Source organism: Nocardioides astragali (assembly GCF_024436375.1).
Classification (GTDB): Bacteria; Actinomycetota; Actinomycetes; order Propionibacteriales; family Nocardioidaceae; genus Nocardioides; species Nocardioides astragali.
Window position 1 is genome coordinate 320,282 of the sequence record NZ_JAFMZM010000001.1, and the last position, 26,775, is coordinate 347,056.

Annotated in this window: 27 protein-coding genes; 15 read left to right on the forward strand and 12 right to left on the reverse strand. The window is 70.8% G+C overall.

What is annotated here, in order from left to right; all coding sequences use genetic code 11:
* Positions 1-54: 54 nt before the first annotated feature.
* The 4 genes from J3P44_RS01675 to J3P44_RS25350 all read right to left on the reverse strand — a co-directional run bounded on the left by J3P44_RS01675 (position 55) and on the right by J3P44_RS25350 (position 3,600).
* Positions 55-945, reverse strand: a complete 891-nt coding sequence (locus J3P44_RS01675; protein ID WP_255888489.1) for a glutamate ABC transporter substrate-binding protein — start codon at positions 943-945, stop codon at positions 55-57.
* Between the two features lie 68 nt (positions 946-1,013).
* The gene (locus J3P44_RS01680) at positions 1,014-1,793 is read right to left on the reverse strand and encodes an amino acid ABC transporter ATP-binding protein (protein ID WP_255888490.1); all 780 of its coding nucleotides are present in this window, start codon (positions 1,791-1,793) and stop codon (positions 1,014-1,016) included.
* Positions 1,794-1,852: 59 nt separating this feature from the next.
* Positions 1,853-2,347: a 2'-5' RNA ligase family protein gene (locus J3P44_RS01685; protein ID WP_255888491.1), complete on the reverse strand. Its 495-nt coding sequence runs from the start codon at positions 2,345-2,347 to the stop codon at positions 1,853-1,855.
* Between the two features lie 65 nt (positions 2,348-2,412).
* Positions 2,413-3,600 carry a glycoside hydrolase family 16 protein gene (locus tag J3P44_RS25350; RefSeq protein WP_255888492.1) on the reverse strand — a complete coding sequence of 396 codons (1,188 nt, stop codon included), beginning with the start codon at positions 3,598-3,600 and terminating at the stop codon, positions 2,413-2,415.
* Positions 3,601-3,926: 326 nt separating this feature from the next.
* On the opposite strand from J3P44_RS25350, the gene miaB reads away from it, so the two are divergent.
* On the forward strand, positions 3,927-5,456 hold the full coding sequence (gene miaB, locus J3P44_RS01695; protein WP_255888493.1) for a tRNA (N6-isopentenyl adenosine(37)-C2)-methylthiotransferase MiaB: 1,530 nt from the start codon (positions 3,927-3,929) through the stop codon (positions 5,454-5,456).
* Positions 5,457-5,551: 95 nt separating this feature from the next.
* Here miaB and J3P44_RS01700 read toward each other — a convergent pair whose 3' ends face one another.
* Genes J3P44_RS01700 through J3P44_RS01710 form a run of 3 tightly spaced genes read right to left on the reverse strand, consistent with a single transcriptional unit; the run spans position 5,552 to position 6,621 of the window.
* Positions 5,552-5,845: a hypothetical protein gene (locus J3P44_RS01700; protein WP_255888494.1), complete on the reverse strand. Its 294-nt coding sequence runs from the start codon at positions 5,843-5,845 to the stop codon at positions 5,552-5,554.
* Positions 5,842-6,378 carry an NUDIX hydrolase gene (locus J3P44_RS01705; protein ID WP_255888495.1) on the reverse strand — a complete coding sequence of 179 codons (537 nt, stop codon included), beginning with the start codon at positions 6,376-6,378 and terminating at the stop codon, positions 5,842-5,844. The genes J3P44_RS01700 and J3P44_RS01705 overlap by 4 nt, the downstream gene beginning before the upstream one ends.
* A gap of 21 nt (positions 6,379-6,399) precedes the next feature.
* Positions 6,400-6,621 carry an antitoxin gene (locus tag J3P44_RS01710; RefSeq protein ID WP_255888496.1) on the reverse strand — a complete coding sequence of 74 codons (222 nt, stop codon included), beginning with the start codon at positions 6,619-6,621 and terminating at the stop codon, positions 6,400-6,402.
* A gap of 86 nt (positions 6,622-6,707) precedes the next feature.
* Between J3P44_RS01710 and miaA the strand changes: the two genes are divergently transcribed.
* Positions 6,708-7,619, forward strand: a complete 912-nt coding sequence (gene miaA / locus J3P44_RS01715; protein WP_255888497.1) for a tRNA (adenosine(37)-N6)-dimethylallyltransferase MiaA — start codon at positions 6,708-6,710, stop codon at positions 7,617-7,619.
* Between the two features lie 15 nt (positions 7,620-7,634).
* Here miaA and J3P44_RS01720 read toward each other — a convergent pair whose 3' ends face one another.
* Positions 7,635-8,258 (reverse strand): NAD(P)H-dependent oxidoreductase, encoded by a 624-nt coding sequence (locus J3P44_RS01720; protein WP_255888498.1) that lies wholly within the window; start codon positions 8,256-8,258, stop codon positions 7,635-7,637.
* Between the two features lie 53 nt (positions 8,259-8,311).
* Here J3P44_RS01720 and J3P44_RS01725 point away from each other — a divergent pair, with 53 nt between their 5' ends.
* From J3P44_RS01725 to J3P44_RS01785, 13 genes are all read left to right on the forward strand, one after another.
* Complete coding sequence (locus J3P44_RS01725) at positions 8,312-8,887, forward strand: TetR/AcrR family transcriptional regulator (RefSeq protein ID WP_255888499.1); 576 nt, start codon at positions 8,312-8,314, stop codon at positions 8,885-8,887.
* Positions 8,888-8,940: 53 nt separating this feature from the next.
* Positions 8,941-9,459 carry a dihydrofolate reductase family protein gene (locus J3P44_RS01730; RefSeq protein ID WP_255888500.1) on the forward strand — a complete coding sequence of 173 codons (519 nt, stop codon included), beginning with the start codon at positions 8,941-8,943 and terminating at the stop codon, positions 9,457-9,459.
* Positions 9,460-9,549: 90 nt separating this feature from the next.
* The gene (ggt, locus tag J3P44_RS01735; protein WP_255888501.1) at positions 9,550-11,409 is read left to right on the forward strand and encodes a gamma-glutamyltransferase; all 1,860 of its coding nucleotides are present in this window, start codon (positions 9,550-9,552) and stop codon (positions 11,407-11,409) included.
* A gap of 28 nt (positions 11,410-11,437) precedes the next feature.
* Positions 11,438-12,223, forward strand: a complete 786-nt coding sequence (gene dapF / locus J3P44_RS01740; protein ID WP_255888502.1) for a diaminopimelate epimerase — start codon at positions 11,438-11,440, stop codon at positions 12,221-12,223.
* A gap of 78 nt (positions 12,224-12,301) precedes the next feature.
* The gene (locus J3P44_RS01745) at positions 12,302-13,078 is read left to right on the forward strand and encodes an SDR family oxidoreductase (RefSeq protein ID WP_255888503.1); all 777 of its coding nucleotides are present in this window, start codon (positions 12,302-12,304) and stop codon (positions 13,076-13,078) included.
* Positions 13,079-13,098: 20 nt separating this feature from the next.
* Positions 13,099-14,112: a thrombospondin type 3 repeat-containing protein gene (locus J3P44_RS25720; RefSeq protein WP_372496448.1), complete on the forward strand. Its 1,014-nt coding sequence runs from the start codon at positions 13,099-13,101 to the stop codon at positions 14,110-14,112.
* A 223-nt stretch (positions 14,113-14,335) separates the two neighbouring features.
* Positions 14,336-15,370 carry a thrombospondin type 3 repeat-containing protein gene (locus J3P44_RS01755; RefSeq protein ID WP_255888504.1) on the forward strand — a complete coding sequence of 345 codons (1,035 nt, stop codon included), beginning with the start codon at positions 14,336-14,338 and terminating at the stop codon, positions 15,368-15,370.
* Positions 15,371-15,518: 148 nt separating this feature from the next.
* Positions 15,519-16,247: an NYN domain-containing protein gene (locus J3P44_RS01760; RefSeq protein ID WP_255888505.1), complete on the forward strand. Its 729-nt coding sequence runs from the start codon at positions 15,519-15,521 to the stop codon at positions 16,245-16,247.
* Between the two features lie 101 nt (positions 16,248-16,348).
* On the forward strand, positions 16,349-17,128 hold the full coding sequence (locus tag J3P44_RS25725) for a thrombospondin type 3 repeat-containing protein (RefSeq protein ID WP_255888506.1): 780 nt from the start codon (positions 16,349-16,351) through the stop codon (positions 17,126-17,128).
* 43 nt (positions 17,129-17,171) lie between these two features.
* Positions 17,172-18,740: a GTPase HflX gene (gene hflX, locus J3P44_RS01770; RefSeq protein WP_255888507.1), complete on the forward strand. Its 1,569-nt coding sequence runs from the start codon at positions 17,172-17,174 to the stop codon at positions 18,738-18,740.
* 128 nt (positions 18,741-18,868) lie between these two features.
* On the forward strand, positions 18,869-21,154 hold the full coding sequence (secD, locus tag J3P44_RS01775; RefSeq protein ID WP_255888508.1) for a protein translocase subunit SecD: 2,286 nt from the start codon (positions 18,869-18,871) through the stop codon (positions 21,152-21,154).
* A 139-nt stretch (positions 21,155-21,293) separates the two neighbouring features.
* A complete protein-coding gene (locus tag J3P44_RS01780) occupies positions 21,294-21,428 on the forward strand; it encodes a hypothetical protein (protein ID WP_255888509.1) in 135 nt (44 codons plus the stop codon).
* A 148-nt stretch (positions 21,429-21,576) separates the two neighbouring features.
* Positions 21,577-23,580, forward strand: a complete 2,004-nt coding sequence (locus J3P44_RS01785) for an ATP-dependent DNA helicase (RefSeq protein WP_255888510.1) — start codon at positions 21,577-21,579, stop codon at positions 23,578-23,580.
* Here the strand turns inward: J3P44_RS01785 and J3P44_RS01790 are convergent.
* From J3P44_RS01790 to lexA, 4 genes are all read right to left on the reverse strand, one after another.
* Positions 23,562-23,957 carry a DivIVA domain-containing protein gene (locus tag J3P44_RS01790; protein WP_255888511.1) on the reverse strand — a complete coding sequence of 132 codons (396 nt, stop codon included), beginning with the start codon at positions 23,955-23,957 and terminating at the stop codon, positions 23,562-23,564. The two genes, J3P44_RS01785 and J3P44_RS01790, sit on opposite strands and share 19 nt — an antisense overlap.
* Before the next feature lie 2 nt (positions 23,958-23,959).
* The gene (locus J3P44_RS01795) at positions 23,960-24,691 is read right to left on the reverse strand and encodes a sulfotransferase family 2 domain-containing protein (protein WP_255888512.1); all 732 of its coding nucleotides are present in this window, start codon (positions 24,689-24,691) and stop codon (positions 23,960-23,962) included.
* Positions 24,692-24,717: 26 nt separating this feature from the next.
* Positions 24,718-25,935: an NAD(P)/FAD-dependent oxidoreductase gene (locus J3P44_RS01800; protein ID WP_255888513.1), complete on the reverse strand. Its 1,218-nt coding sequence runs from the start codon at positions 25,933-25,935 to the stop codon at positions 24,718-24,720.
* 66 nt (positions 25,936-26,001) lie between these two features.
* Positions 26,002-26,724, reverse strand: coding sequence for a transcriptional repressor LexA (lexA, locus tag J3P44_RS01805; protein WP_255888514.1), 723 nt, complete (start codon positions 26,722-26,724; stop codon positions 26,002-26,004).
* Between the last annotated feature and the right edge of the window lie 51 nt (positions 26,725-26,775).

Here is a 26,775-nt window from a genome sequence, read left to right on the forward strand (position 1 = left end):
CGGGCCTCGTCGGCCCGCCGGCGTCCCGGGTCAGGTGGTGTTGGTGCGGGGGCGTCAGGCGGCCGGGCACTCGTCCATAGCCGGGGGCTCCGGCGTCTCGACGCCGGACTGTCCCAAGGTCGCCTCGAAGGCCTCGGCCCAGGTCCCCTCCTCCTGCGCCTCAGTGAGGGTCTCGACGATCCACTCGCACATCTCGGGGGTGTCCAGGCTGTAGCCCACGCCGTAGCGCTCCTCGGAGAACGGCTCCACGACGACCTTGAGCTCCTCGGGGTTCTCCGCGGCATAGCCCAGCAGGATCGCGCCGTCGGTGGTCATCGCGTCGACGGTGCCGCTGAGGACCTGGTCGACGCACTCGGAGTAGGTGTCGAAGCCGCGCGGCTTGGCACCCTCGGCCTTGATGTTCTCCAGCGAGGTCGAACCCGTCACCGAGCACACCTCCGTGCCCTTGACGTCCTCGAGCGTCTCAATATCACTGTCGGACTTCACGAGGAGCTGTTGACCGGTGACGTAGTAGGGACCGGCCTGGCCGACGACCTCGCGACGCTCGTCGGTGATCGAGTAGGACGCGATGACGAGGTCGACCTGGCCCTCCTGGAGGAAGGGCTCGCGGTTGTCGGAGATGGTCTCCTCCCACTCGATGTCCTCGGGCGCGATGCCGAGGTCACCCGCGAGGATCTTGCCGATCTCGGGGTCGAAGCCCTTGGGCATGTCGTCCGTGGCGCCCTTGAAGCCGATGCCGGGCTGGTCGTACTTGACCCCGATCTTGATGGAGCCGGACTCGGCCAGCTCCTTCATCTTGGAGCCGTCCTCGAACTCGTCGGCGGCGTTCTCCGCCACGTCGACGTCGACGCTCTCACCGCCCTCCTCGCCCGCGTCGCCGCATGCAGCCAGCGAGAGAGCGAGACCGGTGACGGCCAGTGCCGCCTTGGTCCTGATGAATCTCATCCTTGATCTCCTTCGGTTACCGGCCCGATGCCGTCTGTGAGTTTCTGGGGATGTGTGGTCGCGTGAGGTCAGTGCTTGAGGATCTTGCCGAGGAAGTCCTTGGCGCGATCGGACTTCGGGTTGGTGAAGAACTCCTCGGGCGTGCCCTCCTCGACGATCGCGCCATCGGCCATGAACACGACCCGGTCTGCGGCCGTGCGGGCGAAGCCCATCTCGTGGGTGACCACGATCATCGTCATGCCCTGCTCGGCGAGGTCGACCATGACGTCGAGGACCTCTTTGATCATCTCCGGGTCGAGCGCGGAGGTCGGCTCGTCGAACAGCATCACCTTGGGCTCCATGGCCAGGGCGCGGGCGATGGCGACGCGCTGCTGCTGGCCACCGGAGAGCTGGGCGGGGTACTTCTCGGCCTGGTGGCCGACACCGACCCGCTCGAGGAGCTCCCGCGCCTTGGTGTCGGCCGCCTCCTTCTTCATCCCGCGGACCTTGATCGGCCCAAGGGTGACGTTCTCGAGGATCGTCTTGTGGGCGAAGAGGTTGAAGCTCTGGAACACCATGCCGACCTCGGCGCGCAACGCCGCCAGCGCCTTGCCCTCCTGGGGGAGTGGCTGACCGTCGAGGGTGATGGTGCCCTCGTCGATGGTCTCAAGGCGGTTGATCGTGCGGCACAGCGTCGACTTGCCCGAGCCCGACGGTCCGATGACCACGACGACCTCGCCACGGGTGACGGTGAGCTCGATGTCCTTCAGGGCGTGGAGCTGGCCGAAGTGCTTCTGGACGTCGCTCAGCACGACGAGGGGCTCGCCCCGGCCGGCGCTGACGGGTGCCGTTTCCTGCTGCGCGGTCATAGGCGCAACCTATCCGCACGTGGGCCGTTCGGGCTACGAGGCATGGCCCGAACGGGTCATTACAGTTCGCGCACGATTTCGGCCTCGGGATCCCAACGACGGATCATCGTCATCCGCAGACTCGCGTCGTCGTGGCCCAGCACCTCGAGTGCGGCCGGCACGTCGGAGCGACTGATCCGCCTCGCGAGCGTGACGTGTGGCAGCCAGCCGGGGTGCTGCACATACGGCACGTCGGCGCGCAGGTCCAGGACGGCTCGGGCGAGCTCGTCCGGCACGTCGACCACCCGCACCAGCGTCACGCGGTTGCCGCCGAGCAGGGCGATGCCGGCGACCCGCACCTCCGTCGGCAGCAGCGTGCCGATCAGCTCCGTCGCGCGCTCCTCGTCCTGCGGTCCCAGTGCGGGCGCCGCGACGAGGGTGACGTGCGGGGTGTTGGTCGCCCCGCGGTCGAGCCACGAGGGGAGCCCGGCGTCGCGCAGCGCCTGCCACTCACGGCGTACGACGTCGCACCCGGCCGCGTCGGGCACCAGCTCGATCGCGTGTATGCGGGGCATGCAGGGAGCCTAGGACCGCCTCACGAGGCCTTGCGTCACGAGGCCTTGCGTCACGAGGCCTTGCGTCAGGAGGCCTTGCGGCCCGCAGTGACGCGCGACGCCTGCCGGGAGCTGGCGTCGAAGACGCGCACCCAGTCGACCTGCGCGGTGTCGGCGTGCTCGTCCGCGGTCAGCTCGCCGAGCTCGTAGTCCGAGGTGAGGTTCGAGAGCACCAGGTACTGCTGTGCCTGCGACACCGCCTTCGTCTCGCGGTAGTACTCGCGACCGTCGACGCGGAAGACGTACTCGGTGGGGGTCCACTCGACGGAGAAGACGTGGAACTCGTCCCACCAGTCGCGGCGCTGGCCCAGGGCGAGACGGGTCGCGGGGAAGGCGTCGCCGAGGCTGACCTTCTCCCATCCCGGCTCGTAGTAGTGGATGTGGGCGCCGACGGCCTCGTTGCCGCGGCCGTTCTCGCCGAAGAACTCCATCACGTCGATCTCGGTGCCGGACGCCGGGTCGCCGTCGACGTACGTCGTGCCGACCGGGAGCAGCCACATGCCCGAGTGCATCCCCTTGGCGCGCTGCGGCTTGATGCGGGCAGCGATGATCCCGTGCTGGAAGGAGCGGGTGAACTCGGTGGCCACCTGGCTGTTGAGCATGTAGGGGCTGGTGCCCGACGAGCGCGGGCTCGTGTAGTTGCACGGCAGGCCGAGGCGCGCGGGGTCGGCCGCGACCCCCAGGTGCAGCACGCCGCCCTCGACGCGCCGCGCGGCCGGGTCGACCCGCGCACACGTGCGGGGGGCGTAGACGCTCTCGTGCTCGCGCTTCTGGTCGTTCCAGACCGAGGTGTCGAGGGTCGTGCCCGAGAACGTGTCCTCGAACGTCGGACGCCAGCGCGAGGTGGTCATGGTGCCGGTGACCCAGGTGCGGCCACCGGTGGTGGTCCGCGCGCGGTAGGTGCCGCTGCTCGGGGAGAACGTCGCGGCCCCCCACGCGTCCTCGGCGCCGGTGGCCACGGTCTTCCACCCGCCACGCACCTGACGCTCCAAGGTGACCCGGCGTCCGGGGTCGGCGGGGGTGAAGGTCGCGACCAGGATCCCGGCGCTCTGGGGGGCGGCCGCAGAGGTGCCGGGCTGCGCGATCGGCGGCAGTGAGGCGAGCGTGCCGCGGACGGAGCCGGAGCGCTGCTTCGATCCCGGCTTCGCGCTCGATCCCTCTGCGTGGGCGGTGCCGGGAGCCAGGCTCAGCAACAGGACGGTAACGATGAGCACACACAACGACAGGGTGGCGGTCGTGGCCGTCCTGGGCCGATCAAGGGAGCTGGCGAGCATGGCTTCTTCCCGAAACTGTGGGCTTTCACCAGGAACCGTCAAGATCGTCGGGTTCTTGGTGTTACCTGTTTGTGGATTACTCGGCCGATCTTGTGTGTTTCTCGTAGGGAAATTGAGCGTACTCATCGGTAACCACCCGAAGACGACTCGGAGGGGGTCCGAATGGGCTAGACCCCTCCCCGCCGAGTGGTCCCCGCAGTCGTGGGTGGACCCCTCGCCCTCGTGATTGCTCGCGCCCCAGCCGGCCGCCGTACCCTTGACCCGTCATGAACGCACCCGCCGAAACCGCGCACGACGTCGCGCGCACTGCCGTCGACGCACGCACCTACGAGGTCAAGACCCACGGGTGCCAGATGAACGTCCACGACTCCGAGCGGCTCAGCGGGCTGCTGGAGGGCGCGGGCTACGTCCGCGCGGACGCGGGCGAGCAGGCCGACGTCGTCGTCTTCAACACGTGCGCGGTGCGGGAGAACGCCGACAACAAGCTCTACGGCAACCTCGGCCAGCTCGCGCCGGTCAAGGCGCAGAAGCCGGGGATGCAGATCGCCGTCGGCGGCTGCCTGGCGCAGAAGGACCGCGACACCATCACGAAGCGCGCGCCGTGGGTCGACGTCGTCTTCGGCACCCACAACATCGGCTCGCTGCCGGTGCTGCTCGAGCGGGCGCGCGTGGCCGAGGAGGCCCAGGTCGAGATCCTGGAGTCGCTCTCGGTGTTCCCCTCGACGCTCCCGACCAAGCGCGAGTCCGCCTACGCCGCGTGGGTGTCGATCTCGGTCGGGTGCAACAACACGTGCACGTTCTGCATCGTGCCGGCGCTGCGCGGCAAGGAGAAGGACCGTCGCCCGGGGGACATCCTCGCCGAGGTCGAGGCGCTGGTCGCGGAGGGCGTCACCGAGGTGACCCTGCTCGGGCAGAACGTCAACGCCTACGGTGTGGAGTTCGGTGACCGCCAGGCGTTCTCCAAGCTGCTGCGCGCGTGCGGCGAGATCGAGGGGCTGGAGCGGGTCCGCTTCACCTCCCCACACCCTGCGGAGTTCACCGACGACGTCATCGAGGCGATGGCCGAGACGCCCAACGTGATGCCGTCACTGCACATGCCGCTGCAGTCCGGGTCCGACAAGGTGCTGCGCGACATGCGCCGCTCCTACCGCCGGTCGAAGTACCTCGGGATCATCGAGCGGGTACGCGCCGCCATCCCCGACGCGGCGATCACGACCGACATCATCGTGGGCTTTCCCGGCGAGACCGAGGAGGACTTCCAGGCCACGCTCGACGTCGTACGTGCCGCCCGCTTCTCGTCGGCGTACACCTTCCAGTACTCCAAGCGCCCCGGGACGCCGGCCGCCACGCTCGACGACCAGGTCGCGCCGGAGGTCGTCAAGGACCGCTACCTGCGGCTCGCCGCGGTCGTCGACGAGGTCGCCTGGGCCGAGGCCAAGACACTGGTCGGGCGCACCGTCGAGCTGATGGTGTCGGAGGGCGAGGGCCGCAAGGACGCCGCCACCCACCGCCTCTCCGGCCGGGCCCGCGACAACCGGCTCGTGCACTTCGCGGCCGACTTCTCCTCCGTCGACGCCGACTCGGTACGCCCCGGTGACATGGTCACCGTGGAGATCACCTACGCCGCCCCGCACCACCTCGTCGCCGACGGCGCGATCCGGTCCGTACGCCGCACGCGCGCGGGCGATGCGTGGGAGCGGCGTACGTCCGCGCCTCCCGCCCCGGCCGGCGTCGGGCTCGGCATGCCGACGGTCGGCATCCCCGCCCCCCTGCCCCCGGGTCCTGCCTGCGGCTGAGGGGGCGTCGGAATCCCCGGATATCCGGGGAAACCGACAGGATCGTGGAGCTCACGAGCCACCACGTGACTCAGGAGCTCCACGGTCCAGTGAGCTCAGGCAGGCGGCTCGACCGAGCCGTCCTCGGCCTCCTGCCCGGCGTCCTGGTCCTCCGTGGTGGCGCCGGCCTCGGCGTCGTCGGCCTTGCCCTCGGGAGCCTGCGGCTTGTCGTCGGGCTCGGAGACCGCGTCGGGGAGCACGTCGTCGACCGCTGGGTTGTCGTCGGGGTCGAGGTCACGGCCCAGGCCGTTGTCGGCGGGGTCGTCGGGGAGTGCGTCCACGCCACCGGGCACCAGCTCGGGCTCCTGGGTGAACGGGGTCGGCATCGGGGGCAGTTCTTCCTTGCTCATGGGTTCCCTCCCATCGGTGGATCGGTCGATCGTGTCGTGCTGTTCGCCGCGGGACCACCCCCGAGTGGGCGGGACGCTTCCTCCCACCCGTACGTCAGGTAGCCGGCGCCGCTGCCGAGGTGCGCCAGTGCGTGCGCCTCGTGGGGCACCATCGGCTCGGGCAGCCGGTCGAGCGGGCACCACCGGAGCTCCGCGCACTTCTCCGGCTCGACGACGCGTGGCTCGCCGGTCCACGACCGCGCGGTGAAGAACCAGTCGACGCGCTCGTCGATCGCGTCGGCGTGCTGCGTGCGGTGCATCGTGAACGCGAACTCGAGGTCGATGCCGGTGATGCCGAGCTCCTCGACCGCTTCGCGCCGCGCGGCGTCGTACGCCGTCTCGCCGAGCTCGACGTGGCCGGCGGCGGCCGCTGCCCAGTGGCCGTCCATGTAGGGCGTGCCGCGGCGCAGCTGGAGGAGGACCTCGGTCCCGTGCTCGCCCTCGCGCAGCAGGTAGACGTAGGAGGCGGGGACGAGGACGAAGCGGTCGGTCACGCGGGCAAACCTCAAGGGGGGTCAGCGGGCGGGGTCCGCCGGCGGGATGTCGTCGTCCTTGCCGTCGAGCTTGTCCAGCGCGTCGCGTGCCTTGCCGGTGGCTTGGTCGATCTTGGCCGCGTGCTTGCCGCCGGTCCTCTCGTTGACGGCCCGGCCCGCCTTGTCGATGCCCTCGGCGATCTTCTCGCCGTGCTGGTCGACGGTCTGGGTGAGCTTGGCCTTGGCCTTGTCCAGGAAACCCATCAGTTCCTCCTCGAGGAGAGCCGGCCCGTCCGGAAGGGCGGTGACTCCGGCACCTCCGAGACTAGGGCCTCCGCCACAATGGACCCATGCCTCCACCCGTGGTCGCCCTCGTCGGCGCCACGGCGTCCGGCAAGACCGGCCTGAGCCTCGACCTGGCCGAGCGGCTGGCCGGCGAGGTGGTCAACACCGACGCGATGCAGGTCTACCGCGGGATGGACATCGGCACCGCCAAGCTGCCTCTGGAGGGCCGGCGCGGCATCCCGCACCACCTCCTCGACCTGCTCGAGGTGACCGAGCCGGCGACCGTCGCGCTCTTCCAGGGCTGGGCACGCGAGTCGATCGCCGACATCCGGCGCCGCGGCGCGACCCCCGTCCTCGTCGGCGGGTCCGCGCTCTACACCCGCGCGATCGTCGATCGCTTCGAGTTCCCCGGCACCGACGACTCGCTGCGCGGCGAGCTGGAGGCCGAGCTCGAGCGGGTCGGCAGCCAGGCGCTGCACGAGCGGCTGGCTGGTGTCGACGCCCAGGCGGCGGCGCAGATCCAGCCCGACAACGGACGCCGCGTCGTACGCGCCCTGGAGGTGATCGCGCTGACCGGCCGTCCCTACAGCGCCAGCCTCCCGCGCCTGGAGTACGCCGACCCGCTGACGGTCCAGATCGGTGTCGACATCGACCGGCCGACGCTCGACGAGCGCATCGGGCGTCGGGTGGACGAGATGTTCGCCTCGGGTTTCGTCGAGGAGGTGGAGGCCCTGCTCGCCCGCGGGCTGGCCGAGGGCCGGACGGCCAACCGGGCGATCGGCTACCGCGAGGTCGTCGGATTCCTCGCCGGCGACCGCACCCTGGCCGAGGCGATCGAGCAGACCAAGACCGCCACCCGCCGCTTCGCGCGTCGCCAGGACTCCTGGTTCCGCAAGGATCCGCGCATCGTGTGGGTGGGTCACGACGACCCCGCGCGCATCGAGGTCGCCCAGCGCGCGGTCGAGGCGCTCGTCTGACAGGGTCGGCGGCCGTCAGCCCGTGGCAGTCAGCTCGCGCACGGGTCGTACGACGCCCGGGCGGGCCGCGTCGGCCGCACCGAGGTCGGCGGCACCGCGGATCCACTCGGCGATCTGCGCCTCGCTGCGACCGCGGACGTCGGCGTACCGGGTGAGCTTCGTCGGCTTGATCCCGCAGAACTCCATGGTCCGGCCCTTGACCTGCTTGACGGTGCTGTCGCCCACGAGCGGGAGGTACCACCGCGGCGAGTCCGAGGTCACCACGAGGCGTCCGGTGCGGCCGGCGAGCAGGCCCTCCGGCATGCCGTTCTCCTTGTAGCGGAAGGCCCAGCCCCGCTCGAGGGTGCGGTCGAAGAATCCCTTGAGCAGCGCGGGGACCGATCCCCACCACAGCGGCGCGAACACGGCGACGTGGTCGGCCCACTCGAGGAGCTCCTGGGCCCGGACGAGGTCGGGCTCGAGGTCCTGCGACGAGCGGTATCCGTTGTGGAGGGAGAGGTCGAAGTCGAGGTCGCGCAGGACTAGCGGGACGCCGTGGTCCCCGGCGCCCGCGACGTACGACGTGGCGAGCTGGGCGGTGAGGGACGCGGAGTCTGGGTGGCCGTCGATGACGAGGACGTGTGCCATGAGATGCTCCATCTGGTCAGTGTCAAGAATGTGGACAATGACCAGATTGGGCTATGATGTTGCTCATGTCAAGATCCACGGGCGGCTATCACCACGGGAACCTCCAGGCCGCCCTCGAGGACGCCGCGCTCGACCTGCTCGAGACCACCTCCGCGGCGAAGATCAGCCTCCGCGAGGTCGCCCGTCGCGCCGGCGTGAGCCACAACGCGCCCTACCACCACTTCGGCGACCGGGCCGCGCTCCTCCGCGCGCTCGGCGTACGGGGGATGGCCGCGCTCCTCGCCGCCCAGGAGGAGGCCGTCGCGGCCGCAGACGGCCCGGTCGAGCGGGTCCGGGCGCTCGGCCTCGCGTACGTCCGCTATGCCGCCGCACACCCCCAGGCGTTCGCCCTGGTCTTCGACCCCGACTACTGTGCCGCCGGCTCACCCAGCGCGGAGATGTCGCCGCTCATCGCCCGCAACGAGGACCTGCTCGGCGGCGAGGTGGAGGCGCTGGTCCGCGAGCCCGGCTACGAGGGTCGCGACCCGGTGGCCCTGTCGGCGGCCCTGTGGTCGACCGTGCACGGCATGGCCCAGCTGGTCACCCTCGGCCACCTGCCGCTCGAGGCGGCCGAGCCCGCGCTCGACGCCCTGGTGCAGTAACCGGGGCAATTTCGATCAGGCGGACCGTCCCCGGTCGCTGGCATGGTGGGGACATGGCGACGATCTACTACACCGGATGCACCCTCGACGGCTTCATCGCGACCGACGACCACTCCCTCGACTGGCTGACCTCGCGCGACAACGACCAGGAGGGCCCGATGGCCTATCCGGCGTTCCGTGAGCGGATCGGAGCCTGCGTCATGGGGGCGACGACCTGGCAGTGGATCCTCGACCACGACGAGGAGCCCTGGGGACCGCTGCCCACGTGGGTCATGACCCACCGCACGTTTCCCGAGGCGCCGGCGAGCGTCCGGTTCGACCGGGACGACGTACGCCGGGTGCACGCCGAGATGACCGAGGCTGCCGACGGCAAGGACCTCTGGGTGGTCGGCGGGGGAGAGCTGGTCGGGCAGTTCCACGACGCGGGTCTGCTCGACGAGGTCTGGATCCAGTACGCCCCCGTGACCATCGGCAGCGGCGCGCCGGTGCTGCCGCGACACGTCGAGCTGCGGCTCGAGGAGGTCGCGCGCAACCGCGACTTCGCCTGCCTGCGCCACAGCGTGGTGCGCTGAACGGGTCGGCCGGCTCAACACCCGGACGGGCGTGGACAAGTCCCTCGGGCGAGCGGCAGGGTGGCGGGACGTCTCTCGGGAGGAACCACCATGCCCCACTTCTCCAGCAGGATCGCCGCCACCGCGTCGGCGGCGAGCAGTCTCGCCGTCGCAGCCGCACTCCTCGTCCCACCGGTCACGAGTGCGGCGAGCGCCGCACCGTCCGCCTCCGACGAGCGCGCCCGCCCCACCGCGAAGATCCCCACCGCGGTCGGCACCGGCGGCGCCATCAGCACCGTCGACCCGGAGGCCAGCGCCGCGGGCCTCAAGGTGCTGCGCCAGGGCGGCAACGCCGTCGACGCGGCGGTCGCGGCCGCGGCAACCCTCGGTGTGACCGAGCCCTACAGCGCCGGCATCGGAGGTGGCGGCTACTTCGTCTACTACAACGCGCGCACCGGCAAGGTCCGCACCATCGACGGTCGCGAGACCGCTCCGGCGACGATGCCCACCGACGCCTTCATCGACCCGGCCACCGGGAAGCCGTGGAACTTCACCCCCGAGCTGGTCACCAGCGGCGTCTCGGTCGGGACGCCCGGCACCCCCGCCACCTGGGACCGCGCCCTCGACCGGTGGGGCACGCTGACCCTGGACGAGGCCCTCCGGCCGGCGATCAAGGTCGCCACCCGCGGGTTCGAGGTCGACGAGACCTTCCGCCAGCAGACCCTCGACAACGAGATCCGCTTCCGCGCCTTCAAGGCCACCCGCAAGCTGTTCCTCCCCGGCGGCGACGCGCCCCAGGTCGGAAGCGTCTTCAAGAACCCGCAGCTCGCCCGCACCTACACGCGCCTCGGCCAGCAGGGCCTTCCCTACTTCTACCGCGGCAAGCTGGCCGCCCTCATGGTCGACGTGGTCCGCCACCCACGTACGACCAGCACCACCAAGCTTCCGGTGCCCCCTGGCCACCTGAGCCGCAAGGACCTCCGCACCTACTCCGTCAAGGACCAGCGGCCCACGAAGATCAGCTACCGCGGCCACGACATCTACGGCATGGCGCCCTCGTCCTCCGGCGGCACGACAGTGGGCGAGGCCCTCAACATCCTCGAGCGCTACCCGCTCGGCACCCTCGGCACGACGTCCGCACTGCACCACTACCTCGAGGCGAGCGCGCTCGCCTTCGCCGACCGCGGCAAGTACGTCGGCGACCCGGCCTTCGTCGACGTGCCGACCAAGCAGCTCCTCGACGACACGTACGCCGCCGAGCGTGCCTGCGCGATCAACCCCGCCAAGGCGATGCCCAAGCCGACCGCGGCCGGCGACGTGACGTCGTACGACGGCGTGTGCGCCCCGGCGACCACGAAGGGCGCCGTCGATGCCGACACCGAGAACATCTCGACCACCAACCTCACCGTCGCGGACAAGTGGGGCAACGTCGTGGAGTACACGCTCACGATCGAGCAGACCGGCGGCTCGGGCCAGGTCGTGCCGCGCCACGGCTTCCTGCTCAACAACGAGCTGACCGACTTCTCCACCGTGTACGACGCCGCCGACCCCAACCGGATCCAGCCGGGCAAGCGACCGCGCAGCTCGATGTCGCCGACGATCGTGCTCAAGGACGGCAAGCCCTTCCTGGCGCTCGGCTCACCCGGCGGCTCGACGATCATCACGACCGTGCTGCAGATGGTGATGAACCGGATCGACCTCGGCATGAGCATCGAGGAGGCGATCGCGGCCCCGCGTGCCACCCAGCGCAACGGCGTCAACACGACCGCCGAGCCGGCGTTCATCAGCGCCTACGGACCGGCCCTGTCCGCGCTCGGTCACACGCTGGTCCCGGCCGGTGACGCGTTCACCAGCGCCGCCGAGATCGGGGCCGCGACCGCGATCGAGTTCGGTCCGGGCGGGCTGATGACCGCGGTGGCCGAGCCCACTCGTCGCGGTGGCGGAGCGGCCAGGGTGGTCGACCGCCAATGAGCCCCCGCCGTCCTGTCACACTGGGGGCGTGAGCTACCCCTTCCTCAAGGGCCACGGAACCGAGAACGACTTCGTGGTCCTGCCCGACCCGGACGGCTCGGTCCACGGTGACCTGCCGGCCGAACGGGTGCGCGCGCTGTGCGACCGTCGCGCCGGTCTGGGCGCCGACGGCGTGCTGCGTGCCGTACGCCGCGGGGACGGCTGGTTCATGGACTACCGCAACTCCGACGGCTCGGTCAGCGAGATGTGCGGCAACGGCATCCGGGTCTTCGCGCGCTATCTCCACGAGCGCGAGGGCGAGGACTTCCCGATGCAGGTTCAGACCCGCGACGGCGTCAAGACCCTCGAGCGCGCCGGCGACGAGCTCACCGCCGACATGGGCAGGCCCGAGGTCTTCGGGGACACGAAGGTGACGGTGCTGGGCACGACCTGGGCCGCCCGTCACGTCTCGATGGGCAACCCCCACGCGGTCGCCTTCGTCGACGACCTCGCCGACGCCGGGCCGCTGCTCCAGGCGCCGGAGCACGACGAGGCGATCTTCCCCGACGGCGTCAACGTCGAGTTCGTGGTCCGTCGCGGCGAGCACCACGTCGCGATGCGGGTCCACGAGCGGGGTGCGGGCGAGACGCGCTCCTGCGGCACCGGCGCCTGCGCCGTCGCCGTGGTGGCCGCGCTGGCCGACGACGCGCCCCGCGGCACGGCGTACCGGGTCGACGTCCCCGGCGGCACGCTCAGCGTCGTCTGGACCGAGGACGACCGGGTCCTGATGACCGGGCCTGCCGTGCTGGTGGCCGAGGGCGTCACCGACCTCTGAGGTCTCGCGGCGCAGTCGAGTGCTGAGGCCGTCGTAGCGGTCGCGGGGCCGCGCACTCGACTCGCTAGCATCCGCGGCATGGACATCAACGGATCCACCGCCATCGTCACCGGCGGCGCCAGCGGCATTGGCGCCGCGGTCGCCCGTGCCCTCGCCGCGTCGGGCGCCACGGTCGTGGTCGCCGACCTCAACATCGAGAGGGGCGAGGCGCTGGCCACGGAGATCGGGGGCGTCTTCGCTCCGGTCGACGTGACCAGGACGGAGCAGGTCGCGGCCGCCGTCGAGGCCGCCGCCGAGATCGCCCCGCTGCGCGCGTGCGTCAACTCGGCCGGCATCGGCTGGGCACAGCGCACCATCGGCCGGGACGGACTGCTGGAGTCCGCCCACGACCTCGAGGCCTTCCGCAAGGTCGTCGAGATCAACCTGATCGGCACCTTCGACGTGACCCGTCAGGCTGCGACCGTGATGAGCCGCAACGAGCCCGACGCCGACGGCCAGCGTGGGGCGATCGTCAACCTGGCCTCCGTCGCCGCCTTCGACGGGCAGATCGGCCAGGCGTCCTACTCCGCCTCGAAGGGCGGTGTCGTGGGCATGACCCTGCCGATCGCGCGCGACCTCTCCGCCGCCGGCATCCGCCTCAACACGGTGGCGCCCGGACTGATCGACACCCCGATCTACGACTCGTTCCCCGACCCCGAGGAGTTCAAGGCCAACCTCGGCCAGAACGTCCTCTTCCCCAAGCGCCTCGGTCGCGCCGACGAGCTGGCCAGCATGGTGGTGGAGTGCCTGACCAACTCCTACATGAACGGCGAGACCATCCGGGTCGACGGTGGCATCCGGATGCCTCCGAAGTGACGGGCGTCTAGGATCCCCGCATGAATCGGGGGATTCGGGTCGCTGTCGGTGTGCTGGTGGGAGCCGTGGCGCTGAGCCCCGTGGTCGTCTCGGGCGGGAGTGCCGCTGCTGCCCCGATGCCCTGCACGCACACGCAAGGCGTCATCAACCACGAGGTGCAGCCCAGCGCGACCGTCAACCACCGGTTCGTCGTCATCGCGGACGCGTTCCCCGCGGGCGCCACGCTCGTGGACCTCGACGTCGGCCTCGGGTTCGACGACTACTCCGGGGGCGCCGGCGTGTGGCTCACCCACGCGGGACGAGAGATGCAGCTGATGGGCCCCTACACCCCGGTCCCGTCGCCGCAGCCGACCTACGACCTCGTGTACGACGACGAGGCCGCGGCTCCGTTGTCGCCGGACTCGCCGAGCGGTGGTCGCTACCAGCCGCCGCAGGGCTCCCAGTACCCACCGCTGGCTGTCTTCGACGGAACACCGGTCGGCGGGGACTATGTCCTGCGCATCACCAGCTACGGACCGGTCGTCAAGATCAAGAGGCTCCGACTCGTCATGACGATCTCCACGTGCGACTCCGACGGCGACGGCGTCGAGGAGAAGGCCGACAACTGCCCGACCCTCGCCAACTCCGATCAGGCCGACTGGGACGGCGACGGGATCGGCAACGTGTGCGACTCCACACCGGGCACGGCGCCCCCGACCGCCACGTCCACCGTGCCCCCGCCCACCAGCATCCCGGGCTGCACGGCCGGCTGCGCCTACGAGCGATCGGTCGGACTGCGCCACCGGGCCGCCAGGCATCGACTGGTGGGGAAGGTCGAGTCCGTGGCCGTGGGATGTCGTCGCGTCGTGCCGGTCACGATCTGGCTCAAGCGATCGGGCGCCGACCGCAAGCTCCTCGTCGTCACCACACGGTCGACCGGTGGCTTCCACACGTTGGCTCCCCGCCGCCCGGGTCGCTACTACGCGACGGTGGGCTCGGCTGCGGAGCCGCTCTGCGCGCGCGACCGGTCGCGCACCGTGCGGATCCGCCGCTGAACGGCGAGACCATCCGGGTCGACGTGGCATTCCGGATGCCACCGAAGCGAGCCGTTTGGTCGCTCACCCACGGGGGTAGGACCCCTCCCATGGGGGATACACGAGGACGTCGTTCGCGCTCTGCTGCTTGGTGATCGTGCTGGTGACCGGGCTGATGACCGGGTTGGTGACTGCTGTCACGAGCTCTCCTGCCCGGGCGGCCGGGCCGTTCCCACCCTCATGTGTGGAGTCCTACGGGGGCGAGACGGTCACCTTCGACGACTATGCGGCCGCCCGCCTCGTCGACCTCGACATCGGGCTCCCGTGGCGCAGTTGGGAGATGCAGCGCGAGATCGCCCTCGTCAACGGCCAGCCCGGGTCGTCGTACCCAGGCGGAACCGGCGAGCGCCGGGTCCTCACTGACATGGGCGGCCGGCTCGACAACGGCAACTACTCCCACGTCACCTTCGACGACGATGCGCAGCTCGGCTACTGGGACCCGATCCCGTACGGGACGAGCGAGGTACGGGTCCGGCCGCGCGACCCGCTTCCGGACTACGTGTCGGCCAACTACCCGAGCTGGTACCTCGAGGTGGACGGCGACCGTTTCGCCCACTACTTCTTCACCGCGACGGTGACCTGGTCCGACTGTGACGAGGACCGCGACTACTCCGGCGACAGGACGGAAGACAACTGCGTCGGCCTCCACAACCCCGACCAGCGCGACCGCGACGGGGACCGTGCCGGTGACGCGTGCGACCCCGACGACGACAACGACGGGGTCGTCGACACCAGCGACAACTGCCCGTTCGTCGCCAACCCCGCCCAGACGGACTGGGACGGCGACCGGGTCGGCAACGCCTGCGACACCACACCGGGCACGGCGCCTCCCACGCCCACGCCGACGGCCACGCCGACGACAACGCCGACGACAACGCCGACGACAACGCCGCCACCCCCGGCCACGAGCATCCCGGGCTGCACGGCCGGCTGCGCCTACGAGCGCTCGGTCGGACTCCGGCACCGGGTCGCCAGGCATCGACTGGTGGGGAAGGTCGAGTCCGTGGCCGTGGGATGTCGTCGCGACGTGCCGGTGACGATCTGGCTCAAGCGATCGGGCGCCGACCGCAAGCTCGTGGTCGTCACCACCCGATCCACCGGTGCCTACCGCACGAGGGCTCCCCGCCGCCCGGGTCGCTACTACGCGACGGTGGGCTCGGCTGCGGAGCCGCTCTGCGCGAGCGACCGGTCGGGCACCGTGCGGATCCGCCGCCGCTGACCCGGGCTCTCTGTTCCAGCACCGCGGTGGTCTAGGCCGAACGTCCGGACTTCGGGCATTCGACTCACGCGACCGCGAGTCCGGGGGGATGGTGCCTGTAGAAGAGCACACCGATTCATCAGGCCTGTGGGGGGCAGCGATGACAAACATGAGAGAGCCGCTCGGAGCGGTGGAGGAGAACGACCGGGCGACGGGCACGGCCGTGGACGGCGAGCTGACCTCGTTGGTCCGTCGCTGGATGGCCGTGGGAACCACGGTGCAGGACCGCGTCCGGCGCGAGAGCATCCTCCGGGTTGCCCCGGAGCCAGAACGAGTGCAACCAGACCGAATGGGCGGCACACACGTGGCGCCCGTCGACGTCGACCGGGTGCTGGCCAGCGCGCCGCTCCCGCCGCTCCCGCGGCGCACCACGGACACGGACACCAGCCAGGGCAACCGGATCGCCCTGCTCATCGACGCGCGTCGCATGTCTGCCGATGTGGCGACCGGACTCCTTGCCCGAGTGGGGGAGCGTGGCTCGGTGTACGTGTGCCGCGCCTATGCCGACTGGGGCAGCGCCGACCTCGGTGACTGGGCGAGGCGTTTGCGGCAGGAGGGATTGCACTCGTTCCACCAGTTCTCCGACGATGGTGAGCAGGCCCTCGTGGCGATGACCATCGACGCGATGGACATCGCTCGCGATGCCGCGGTCGACGAAGTGGTGATCGCGGGGGACCTGACCTCGGCACTTCCCCTGGTCCATCGGCTCCACGGCGCCGGCGTACGCGTCGTGGCGGTGGGCGCCGGACACACGCCGCACGACGTCCGCGCAGCGTGCGACGAGTTCATCGACACCGAGTTCATCGACAGCGTGCTCGAGGGTCGCCACCGCGCGTGAGACCGGCCTGCGGGGCAGTCCGACGCCCAGGTCGCTGATCCGGCGCTCACCACTTCGCGTCGACGGGTTTGGCCCCGTGCCCGGGTGGGAAGAGGCCCGCCATGGGAGAGCGCATCGGGAGCAGGATCTTCGTGGGCGTGGTGCTGGCTGCCGTGGCGGCCATCGGCATGACGCAGCCCGGCGCGTCGGCGGAGTCGGCGTCGCAGCCCGCGCCGGCTGCTCCGACGGCCTGTCCGGCGCCGCCTCCGGCCGCAGCCACGCAGGGCGCGGCCGAGCCCCAGTCACAGCTCCCGTGCGAGCCGGTCGAGCGGGACTCCGACGGCGACGGGTGGCTGAACTACGAGGACAACTGCCCCTTCGTCTTCAACCCCGGCCAGGAGGACTCAGACCTGGACGGCATCGGCGACGCGTGCGACTCGACGACGCCGCCGACCACCCAGCCGCCGACGACGCAGCCGCCGACGACGCAGCCCCCGACGACGCAGCCCCCGACGACGCAGCCCCCGACGACGCAACCTGCCACCAGTCCGAGTCCGACGCCCACCACCATCCCGGTGCCCGCCCCGACCGCCATCCCTGGTTGCCAGACCTCGTGCGCCTACGAGCGCCAGGTCGGCCTGCGCGTGAAGGGCACCCGGCTCCGCGGCACGATCACCTCGCCCGCCGTGGGCTGCCGGGCCGGAGCGACGATCACCCTCTGGCGCCAGAAGAGGGGTGCCGACCAGCGCCTGGTCGAGCCGGTCGTCCGGGGCGTTCGTCACCCGGCGTCCGGTCCGCGCCGGCACCTACTACGTCACGGTCGCCTCGCCCGAGCAGCCGTTGTGCGCGTCGGCGACCTCCCGCGCCGTCCGGATCAAGCGCGCCTGAGCCGATCCGGCTAAGTCATTCGCGCAGGTCAGGTCGGCGACCTACCCTTGTCGGTATATGACGAACGCACCTGACTTCCCGGCGCACGACTTCAACCTGCACGACGCCCTCGACGCCACCCGCGCGTGGGACGACGAGGACGCCATCGAGCTCGACGGCACCCTCGACAGCGACCCGGCTGACGACAGCGACGACTTCGAGTCCGGCTACGCCGACGACACGTCGTACGACGACGAGTTCGGCGACGCCGACCCCGAGGAGCTGACCATCGGCGCCCAGGAGCTGGCCGAGCGCCATGCCTTGCGCCGCGTCGACGGTCTGCGCACCGAGCTCGAGGACATCACCGAGGTCGAGTACCGCCAGCTCCGCCTGGAGCGCGTGGTGCTCGTCGGGGTGTGGACCGAGGGCAGCGTCACCGACGCCGAGAACTCGATGGCCGAGCTCGCGCTGCTCGCCGAGACCGCCGGCTCCGAGGTGCTCGAGGCCGTCTTCCAGCGTCGCCAGAAGCCCGACCCGGCGACCTACATCGGACGCGGCAAGGTCGACGCGATCCGCGAGATCGTGCAGGCCACCGGCGCCGACACCGTCATCTGCGACGGCGAGCTCGCGCCCAGCCAGCTGCGCAACCTCGAGGACAAGATCAAGGTGAAGGTCGTCGACCGCACCGCGCTGATCCTCGACATCTTCGCCCAGCACGCCAAGAGCAAGGAGGGCCAGGCGCAGGTCGAGCTGGCCCAGCTGCAGTACATGAAGCAGCGCCTGCGTGGATGGGGTGGCAACCTCTCCCGCCAGGCCGGTGGCCGCGCCGCCGGCGGTGAGGGCATCGGTGGCCGCGGTCCCGGTGAGACCAAGATCGAGACCGACCGCCGCCGGATCAACACCAAGATCGCCAAGCTCCGCCGCGAGCTCAAGGAGATGCGCGGCACCCGCGAGGTGAAGCGCCAGTCGCGCCGTCGCAACCACATCCCCAGCGTCGCGATCGCCGGCTACACCAACGCCGGCAAGTCCTCCCTGCTCAACCGGCTGACCGACGCCGGGGTCCTGGTCGAGGACGCGTTGTTCGCGACGCTCGACCCCACCACCCGGCGTACGACGACCAGTGACGGACGCATCTACACGATGTCCGACACAGTCGGCTTCGTCCGTCACCTCCCGCACGGGCTCGTGGAGGCCTTCCGCTCGACGCTGGAGGAGGTCGCCGACTCCGACCTCCTGCTCCATGTGGTCGACGGCTCTCACCCGGACCCCGAGGGACAGATCGCCGCGGTGCGGGTGGTGCTCGCCGAGATCGGGGCCACCAAGGTCCCCGAGATCATCGTGATCAACAAGGCCGACGCTGCCGACCCGCTCGTGATCAGCCGGCTCCGGGCGCGTGAGCCGCACAGCGTGGTCGTCAGCGCCAAGACCGGCGAGGGCATCGACGAGGCACTCGCGACCATCGAGTCGGAGCTCCCGCGCCCCCAGGTGGAGTTCGACGTGCTGCTCCCCTACGAGCGCGGCGACCTCGTCAACCGGATCCACCAGGAGGCCGAGATCGGCTCGATGGAGCACACCGGCGACGGCACGCTCGTCGTAGGCCGCGCCAACGCCGACCTCGCCGGCGAGCTGTCGGCGTACGCCCGCTGACGCTGATTCAGGTTCCCGCGGCCAGCTTGACCCCCGCGCACCCGGCGGAACTCTCCCGTACGGTCGCGCGTTGAGCCCTCCGTGCCCGGATTCGGGCGTTCGAAGTCTCGTAGTAGAGGATGTCGCGCATGTCACGTGGTGTGTGGATACGCTTCATTCTCGTGCTCGGCCTGCTGGCCGGGTGTGCGGCGCTGGCGCTCAACGTCAAGCCCAACCTGGGCCTCGACCTCGAGGGTGGTGCCCAGTTCGTCTTCGAGGCGGAGGGCACCGAGGAGGTCCCGGCCAACGCGGAGAACGTCGACAAGACCCTCCGGGTGCTGCGCGGGCGCGTTGACGCGCTGGGCGTCGCCGAGCCGACCCTGGTCCGCCAGGGCGAGAACCGCATCCTCGTCGAGCTGCCCGGCGTCGCGAGCGACGCGGAGGCGCAGGAGGCCGAGGAGACGATCGGCCAGACCGCCAAGCTGACCATCCACGAGGTGCTGTCCACCACGCAGCCGGATGCCGAGCCGAGCAAGAAGGACAACCTCGTCCTGCCCTCCGACCAGGGCGACACCCTCGAGGTCGGCCCCGCTGTCATCCAGGGCGACGAGATCACTGGCGCCAGCGCGGTCCAGCGAGAGACGAGCGTCGAGTGGGTCACGGCGATCGACTTCAACGGCAAGGGTGGCGACACCTGGGCCGACATCACCGGCACGGCCGCCTGCAACCCCACTGGTGACCCGAAGCGACGCATCGCGATCGTGCTCGATGGCGAGGTCATCACCTCGCCCGAGGTCCAGGACGGCATCGGCTGCGAGGTCGGCATCCGCGGTGGCTCCACCGACATCACCGGCAACTTCACCTCGAAGGACGCCAAGGACCTCGCCGCGCTGATCGAGGGCGGGTCCCTGCCCCTCGAGCTGACCGCCATCTCCGACCGCCTCGTCGGACCGACGCTCGGTGCCGCCGCGATCGACGCCTCCATCGAGGCCGGCATCATCGGCCTGATCCTGACCGGCCTCTTCATCGTCGTGGTCTACCGCCTGGTCGGCGCGATGGCCACCATCGCGCTGGGGTCGTACGCCCTCCTGGCGTACGCCATGCTGCTCGGCCTCGGCTCCACGCTGACCCTGCCGGGTCTGGCGGGCTTCGTGCTGGCCATCGGCATGGCGATCGACGCCAACGTGCTCGTCTTCGAACGCGCCCGGGAGGAGTACGCCGCCTATCCGTCCGCCGGCCTGCGGCGGGCGCTCGCGGTCGGCTTCAACAAGGCCTGGAGCGCGATCATCGACTCCAACGTGACCACCCTGCTCGCGGCCGGGCTGCTCTTCTTCCTGGGCTCTGGCCCGATCAAGGGCTTCGGTGTCACGCTCTCCATCGGTGTCATCGCCTCGATGGTCTCCGCGCTGATCATCGCCCGGGTGCTCTGCGACCTCGCCGTGGCCAACAAGCCCATCAACGAGCGGCCCGCGATCAGCGGGCTGAGCAACGTCGGCCGGGTGCGCACCTGGCTCGACGAGACCGCTCCCGACATCATGAAGAACCGCGCCCGCTGGCTGGCGGTGTCGGCCGTGGCGCTGGTCATCGCGGTCGCGGGCATCGTCATCAACGGGCTCAACCTCGGGGTGGAGTTCACCGGCGGTCGCCAGCTCGACTACCAGGTGAGCAACACGATGACGATCGACCAGGCCCGCGCCGCGGTGTCCGATGCCGGCTTCCCCAATGCAGTCGTGCAGACGGCCGAGACGGCCAACTTCACCGTCCGCGTGGATGACATCTCCAACGAGGAGGAGCAGCGCATCGAGGACGCGCTGGCCGTCGACGGCGGCGAGGTCGACAAGATCGACGACCAGCGGATCAGTGCGTCCCTCGGCGAGCAGCTGCGCAACAACGCGCTGATCGCCTTCGGCGTGGCCTTCCTCGCGCAGCTCCTCTACCTCGCGATCCGCTTCAAATGGACGTTCGGCGTCGCAGCCGTCCTGGCCATGGCGCACGACGTCGTCCTCGTGGTCGGGATCTTCGCGTGGCTCGAGAAGCCCATCGACGGCATCTTCCTGGCGGCGGCGATGACGATCGTCGGTCTCTCCGTCAACGACACCGTGGTCGTCTTCGACCGCGTACGCGAACGCTGGTTCGGCTCGAGTCCCGACGAGGAGTTCAACGCTCTGGCCAACAAGGCCGCCGTCGAGACGGTGCCCCGCACAGTCAACACCGGCCTCGGCTCGATGTTCATCCTGGGTGCGCTCGCCGTGCTCGGTGGCGACTCGCTGCGCGACTTCTCGATCGCGCTGCTGATCGGCCTGATCGTCGGCACCTACTCCTCGGTCTTCACCGCCACGCCGATGCTGACCTACTTCCAGGAGAAGTGGCCGATGGGCCGGGTCAAGAAGGAGAAGGTCGTCCGCACTCCGGAGGACTCCGGCGCCGTCGTCTGAGGGTTGCTGGGTCTGGTTGGTCGCCGGGTTGGTTTCCCCGCGTACGCGGGGAAACCCGCAGCGCGAGGGGGTTGCAAACCCCTCGGAGTGCAAGTTCTCCCCTGGAGGTCGGGCTTGCGGGGCCGCGTACGCTCACTCCATGTTCATGTTCTGGCTCGTGCTGATCGTGGTCCTCGGTGTCGTGGCCTATCGCTACCGGGTCAAGATTCTGGCCAAGGTGCTCGGCCAGCCCGAGAGCCGCATCCAGCGCCAGATCGGCCGCAAGAAGGACTGACCGGAGCACACTTGTCGCGTGCCGTGGTCGCTGGGCGCGCGGCATGCCGCGCGTCGAGCGGACCTACGGCCGCCTGAGTGGGCCGTGGTCGCGGCGCGTTGTGGATGGCGTACGCCGAGGTGTCGGCGCCGCCGCGTAGGGTTCTCTGGTGCCCGAGACCGCGACTGCCACCACCCCCGTCGCGGCGGTGCTGGCACGCGCCGTCGAGGCCCTCGGCGGGCAGCAGCGCGACGGTCAGGTCCGGATGGCCGACGAGGTCGCCGAGGCCATGCAGGAGGGCCGCCACCTGCTGGTGCAGGCCGGCACCGGCACCGGCAAGTCCCTGGGCTACCTCGTCCCCGCGATGCTCCACGACAAGCGGGTCGTGGTGGCGACCGCGACCCTCGCCCTCCAGCACCAGCTCGTCGAGCGCGACCTGCCGCGGCTGGTCGAGGCGGTCAAGGACGTCCCGGGCATCGACACGTCGTACGCCGTCCTCAAGGGCCGCTCCAACTACGCCTGCCTCCACCGCATCCGCGCCGGCGTTCCCGACGACCAGGGCACCCTGGTCGACGTCCCGCTGGGGTCGATGGCCGAGAAGGTCCTCGAGCTGCGCGCGTGGGCCGAGGAGGAGTCCGAGCAGGGGGCGAGCGGCGAGCGCGACAACGCCCCGCGCCACACCGACCGTGAGTGGCGGCAGGTGTCGGTCAACCACCGTGAGTGCCTCGGCGCGAGCAAGTGCCCGTTCGGCGCGGAGTGCTTCGCCGAGCTGGCGCGGGAGAAGGCGCAGCGCAGCCACCTGATCGTCACCAACCACTCCCTCCTCGCGATCGACGCGATCGAGGACGTGCCGATGATCCCCGACTACGACACCGTCGTCATCGACGAGGCCCACGAGCTGACCGCACGGGTCACGCAGGCGGCCACCGACGAGCTGGCCGCCACCGACATCGAGCGCGCTGCCCGTCGGTCGAGCCGGTGGACCGAGAGCGCCGAGGGCGATCCGGCCGGCGACCTCGAGGACGCCGCGGGCGCGCTGGCCGAGGCGTTCGAGGCGATGCCGCCCGGTCGCATCGACCAGGTCCCCACCCAGCTCGCCGACGCCCTGGTCCTCGTCCGCGACGCCGCCCGGTCGTGCCTGTCCGCCTACCCCCGCGAGTCCGGCGGCGAGGGCGAGGGCGACGCCGGGCGCACGCAGGCCAAGGGCATGGTGCAGGAGGTCTTCGTCAACGCCGAGCGGATGGCTGCCGGCTCCCAGGCCGACGTGCTGTGGCTGGGCGAGGCCCGCGACCGCTTCCCCGCCCGGCTCCACGTCGCGCCGCTGCAGGTCTGGGGTCCGATGCGCGACAAGCTGCTCACCGACAAGACGGTGATCTTCACCAGCGCCACCTTGATGCTCGGCGGCGACTTCAGCGCGGTGGCGACCTCGCTCGGCCTCAAGCCCACCGAGCGCGTCGACTTCCCGGTCGCGACGCCGGGCGACGAGACGGCGCTGCCGTGGAAGGGCCTCGACGTCGGCTCGCCCTTCGACTACGGCCAGCAGTCCATCCTCTATGTCGCCCGCCACCTGCCGCAGCCCGGCCGCGACGGACTCGGCCAGGCCCAGCTCGACGAGATCTGCGACCTCGTCGACGCCCTCGACGGACGTACGCTCGGCCTGTTCTCCTCCCGCCGCGCCGCCGAGGTCGCGGCCGAGGCGGTGCGCGCCAGGCTGCCGCACCTCACCACCCTCGCCCAGGGCGACGCCCAGCTCCCCGAGCTCGCCAAGCAGTTCGTCGAGGACCCGCACACCTGCCTGTTCGGCACCCTCTCCCTCTGGCAGGGCCTCGACGTGCCGGGCGAGACCTGCCAGCTGGTGATCATCGACCGGATCCCGTTCCCGCGCCCCGACGACCCGCTGATGTCGGCGCGGGCCAAGGCAGCTGACGCGTCCGGTGGCAACGGCTTCATGGAGGTCTCCGCCACCCACGCCGCGCTCCTGCTCGCCCAGGGCGCCGGGCGGCTGATCCGTACGACGACCGACCGCGGCATCGTGGCTGTGCTCGACCCGCGGCTGGAGACGGCCCGCTACGGCCGCTTCCTCAAGGCGTCGCTGCCGCCGATGTGGTCGACGACCGACCCCGCCCTCGTACGCCAGGCGCTCAAGCGGCTGGGTCAGAAGCGCGACACGTAGATCAGCACCGTCACGACCAGGGTGACGACGATGATGGCGGCCGCCTGCCACCGGTCCATGGCCGCCTCCGACATGGCCGTGTCGTCAGTCACCTGCTCCAGCGGGGGCGCCACGACTGGCCCCGGTGGGAGCGCCTCGACCGGTCGGCCGCCCAGCGCCACGACGACCTCGTCCAGCCAGCCGTCCACCTCGCCGATGTCGTAGCCCGCTCCGAACCTGATGGGCTTGAAGCGAAGCTCCGCCACCTCGCCCGCGCCGATGCTCGGGTGCGTTGCGGAGAGGCTCTCCATGATGCGGTCGACGGCGCGGTCGACGTCTGCGCAGTCGTAGCCCTCGCGGACGCGGGTGCGGGTGAAGGTGGGACGCTCGACGCCCACGGTCACGGCTCCGGACGTGGGTAGCCGAAGACCTGGTAGTCGCGGCGATACATCTGCCCCACCAGCTCGCGCAGCTCGTCGGAGACCTGTCGGTCACGGCCGCCGGGGGCGGTCTGGTTCTGCGGCGCGGTCGGCACCGCCGGTGCGCCGACGCGGTCGCACACCTCGGCGAAGTCGCGGTCGAAGGTCTCCAGGCGCCCCACGAAGTCGACGCGGTTGAGGTCGATCATCCGGCTCTGCAGCGTGAGGTGCTGGTCGGTGCCAGGCACGGCCGAGAGGTCCTGCGCCGCGGTCCAGCGGGCGAACTCCTCGACCTCCTGCATCCGCTCGTGGGTGGCCGGATCGAAGTCGTAGTAGTTGGCGTTGACGACCTTGTCCTGCCACGCCGAGACGAAGCGGTCCAGCGGGTCGCGCACGAAGGCGAAGGTGAAGTAGTCGGCGAACGCCGCCAGCGGGTAGCGCACTCGCATCGCGTGGTCGACGTCGAGGCTGACCCCGTGGGTCTCGCAGTGGTGCCGGATGGTGCGGGTCGCGACCTTCGCCACGCGATACCAGACGAAGCGGTGGCTGTGGCTGATCGTCAGGTTGTACGCCAGCGGGCTGAGCCACCCCGACTCCTCGCCCGCCGCGGACAACCCCTCCAGCGTGGACTCCGCGGCCGGCGTCAGGCGACGACGGTTGCCCGGGCGGGTGCGGAACACCTCCGGGGACAGGTCCTCGTCTGGGCGTGACATCGCGGCGAGGCTACACCGCGCCGAGCTCAGCCCAGCGGGATCCGGCCCCGGAGCGACTCCGGGTCGGCGACCGGCTCCCTTCCCGTCTCCGCGATCAGGTCGCGCGCCTTGTCGACGCTGTCCCAGACGTTCCACAGCACCACGCCGCGTACGTGTCCGGAGCCCAGGTAGTAGACGACGCCGGTGCCCCCCGGGCTGTCCTTCCAGTCCTCCACCATCTCGAGCTTGCTGCTCGTCTCGCCGATCGCCTCGTAGCCCGCGTCGAGGATGTCGGACCAGAAGAACGGCGTGTAGTCGTACGTCGCGTCGGCGCCGGCCATCACGCGACCGGCGAGCTCGCCGGACTTCTGCGCGTGGTCGACGTGCTCGACCCGACGCCGACCGAGGAGGGCGTCGGGGTAGGACGCGACGTCGCCCGCGGCGTACACGTCCGGTGCGCTGGTGCGCAGGTGCTCGTCGACGGTGATGCCGTTGTCGACGTCGAGGCCGGCCGCCTCGGCCAGGCCGGTCCGCGGCAGGACGCCGACGCCGATGACCGCGGCGTCGGCAGTAACGTCGCTGCCGTCGTCGAGGCGGATCCGCACGCCGTCGGCGGTCTCCTCGCCGCCGGCGACCGAGCCGTGGACCACGGTGACGCCGCGCTCCTGGAAGGCGAGGGTGAGGCTCGCGGCCAGGGCGCGGGGGAACATCTGCTCCTGCACGTCCTCGAGGTCGAGCACCAACGTCACGGAGACGTCGTTCTGCACGAGCGCCGAGGCGATCTCCGAGCCGATGTAGCCGCCTCCGACGACCGCCACGTGGCGGCCGGCAAGGACGAGGTCGCGCAGGCGCCGGTAGTCCGCCGCGGTGCGGTAGTAGACGACCCGCGGGCTGGGCTCGAGCGCGAGGGTGCGCGGCTCGGCGCCGGTGGCCAGCAGGAGCTTGCCCCAGCCGACGCTGCTGCCGTCGGCGAGGCGTACGACGTGCGCGCCCGGGTCGATCTCGGTCACCGTCGTGTCGGTGACCAGGTCGACGGCGTCGTCGTCATCGAGGTCGCCGGCGAGCGACGAGCCCTCCAGCGTGGCGTCGTCCTTGAGCCACAGACCCTTGGACAGGTCGGGGCGGTAGACGGGCTTGTCCGGCTCCGCGCCCAGCACTGCGATCGTGCCGCTCGCGTCCTCGGAGCGGATGCCCTTGACCGCGCTGGCCGCGGCGACCCCACCTCCGACGACGACGTAGTCGTAGGACTCCCGGACGTTGCTCATGCGCGCTCCCGACGGTTGGCCAGGTCGCCATCGTGGCCCTCACGACGTGAGCGCGCAACGGCGCTCTCAGAGGCTGCGCAGCACCGCGGTCACGACACCGAGGATCGTGGCGTTGTCGCCCGGGATCGGGTCGTAGGCCTCGTTGTGCGGCAGCAGCCAGACGTGGCCGTCCTTGCGCTGGAAGGTCTTCACGGTCGCCTCGCCGTCGATGAGCGCCGCGACGATCTGGCCGTTGCTCGCCGTCTGCTCCTGGCGGATCACGACGTAGTCGCCGTTGCAGATGGCCGCGTCGACCATCGAGTCGCCGGAGACCTCGAGCAGGAAGAGGGTGCCGTCGCCGACGAGCTGCTTGGGCAGCGGGAAGACGTCGGTGACCTGCTCCTCGGCGAGGATCGGGCCACCGGCGGCGATCCGGCCGACGACCGGGATGTTGACCGCGGTCGGAGCGATGTCGCCGATGCCGGTCTCGTCGACGCTCGACTCCTCACCGCTGCCGAGCGAGCGACGGGCGGCCATCACCTCGGGGAGGAAGACCTCGAGGGCACGCGGCCGGTTGGGGTCGCGCTTGAGGAAGCCCTTGCCCTCGAGGACGCGGAGCTGGTGGGCGACGCTGGAGGAGGAGGTGAGACCGACGGCCTGGCCGATCTCGCGCATGCTGGGCGGATAGCCCTTGTTCTCGATCGAGTCCTTGATCGTCGCGAGGACGCGCTGCTGGCGCGGGGTCAGGCCGGTCGCGTCCGGGGGTCCGTCGGGCATCTCGATGACGTTCTTGCCGTCCGACTTGGGCATCTCTGGAACCTCTCGACGCGATGGGCCACCCCTCGGGCTCACGAGGGCTGA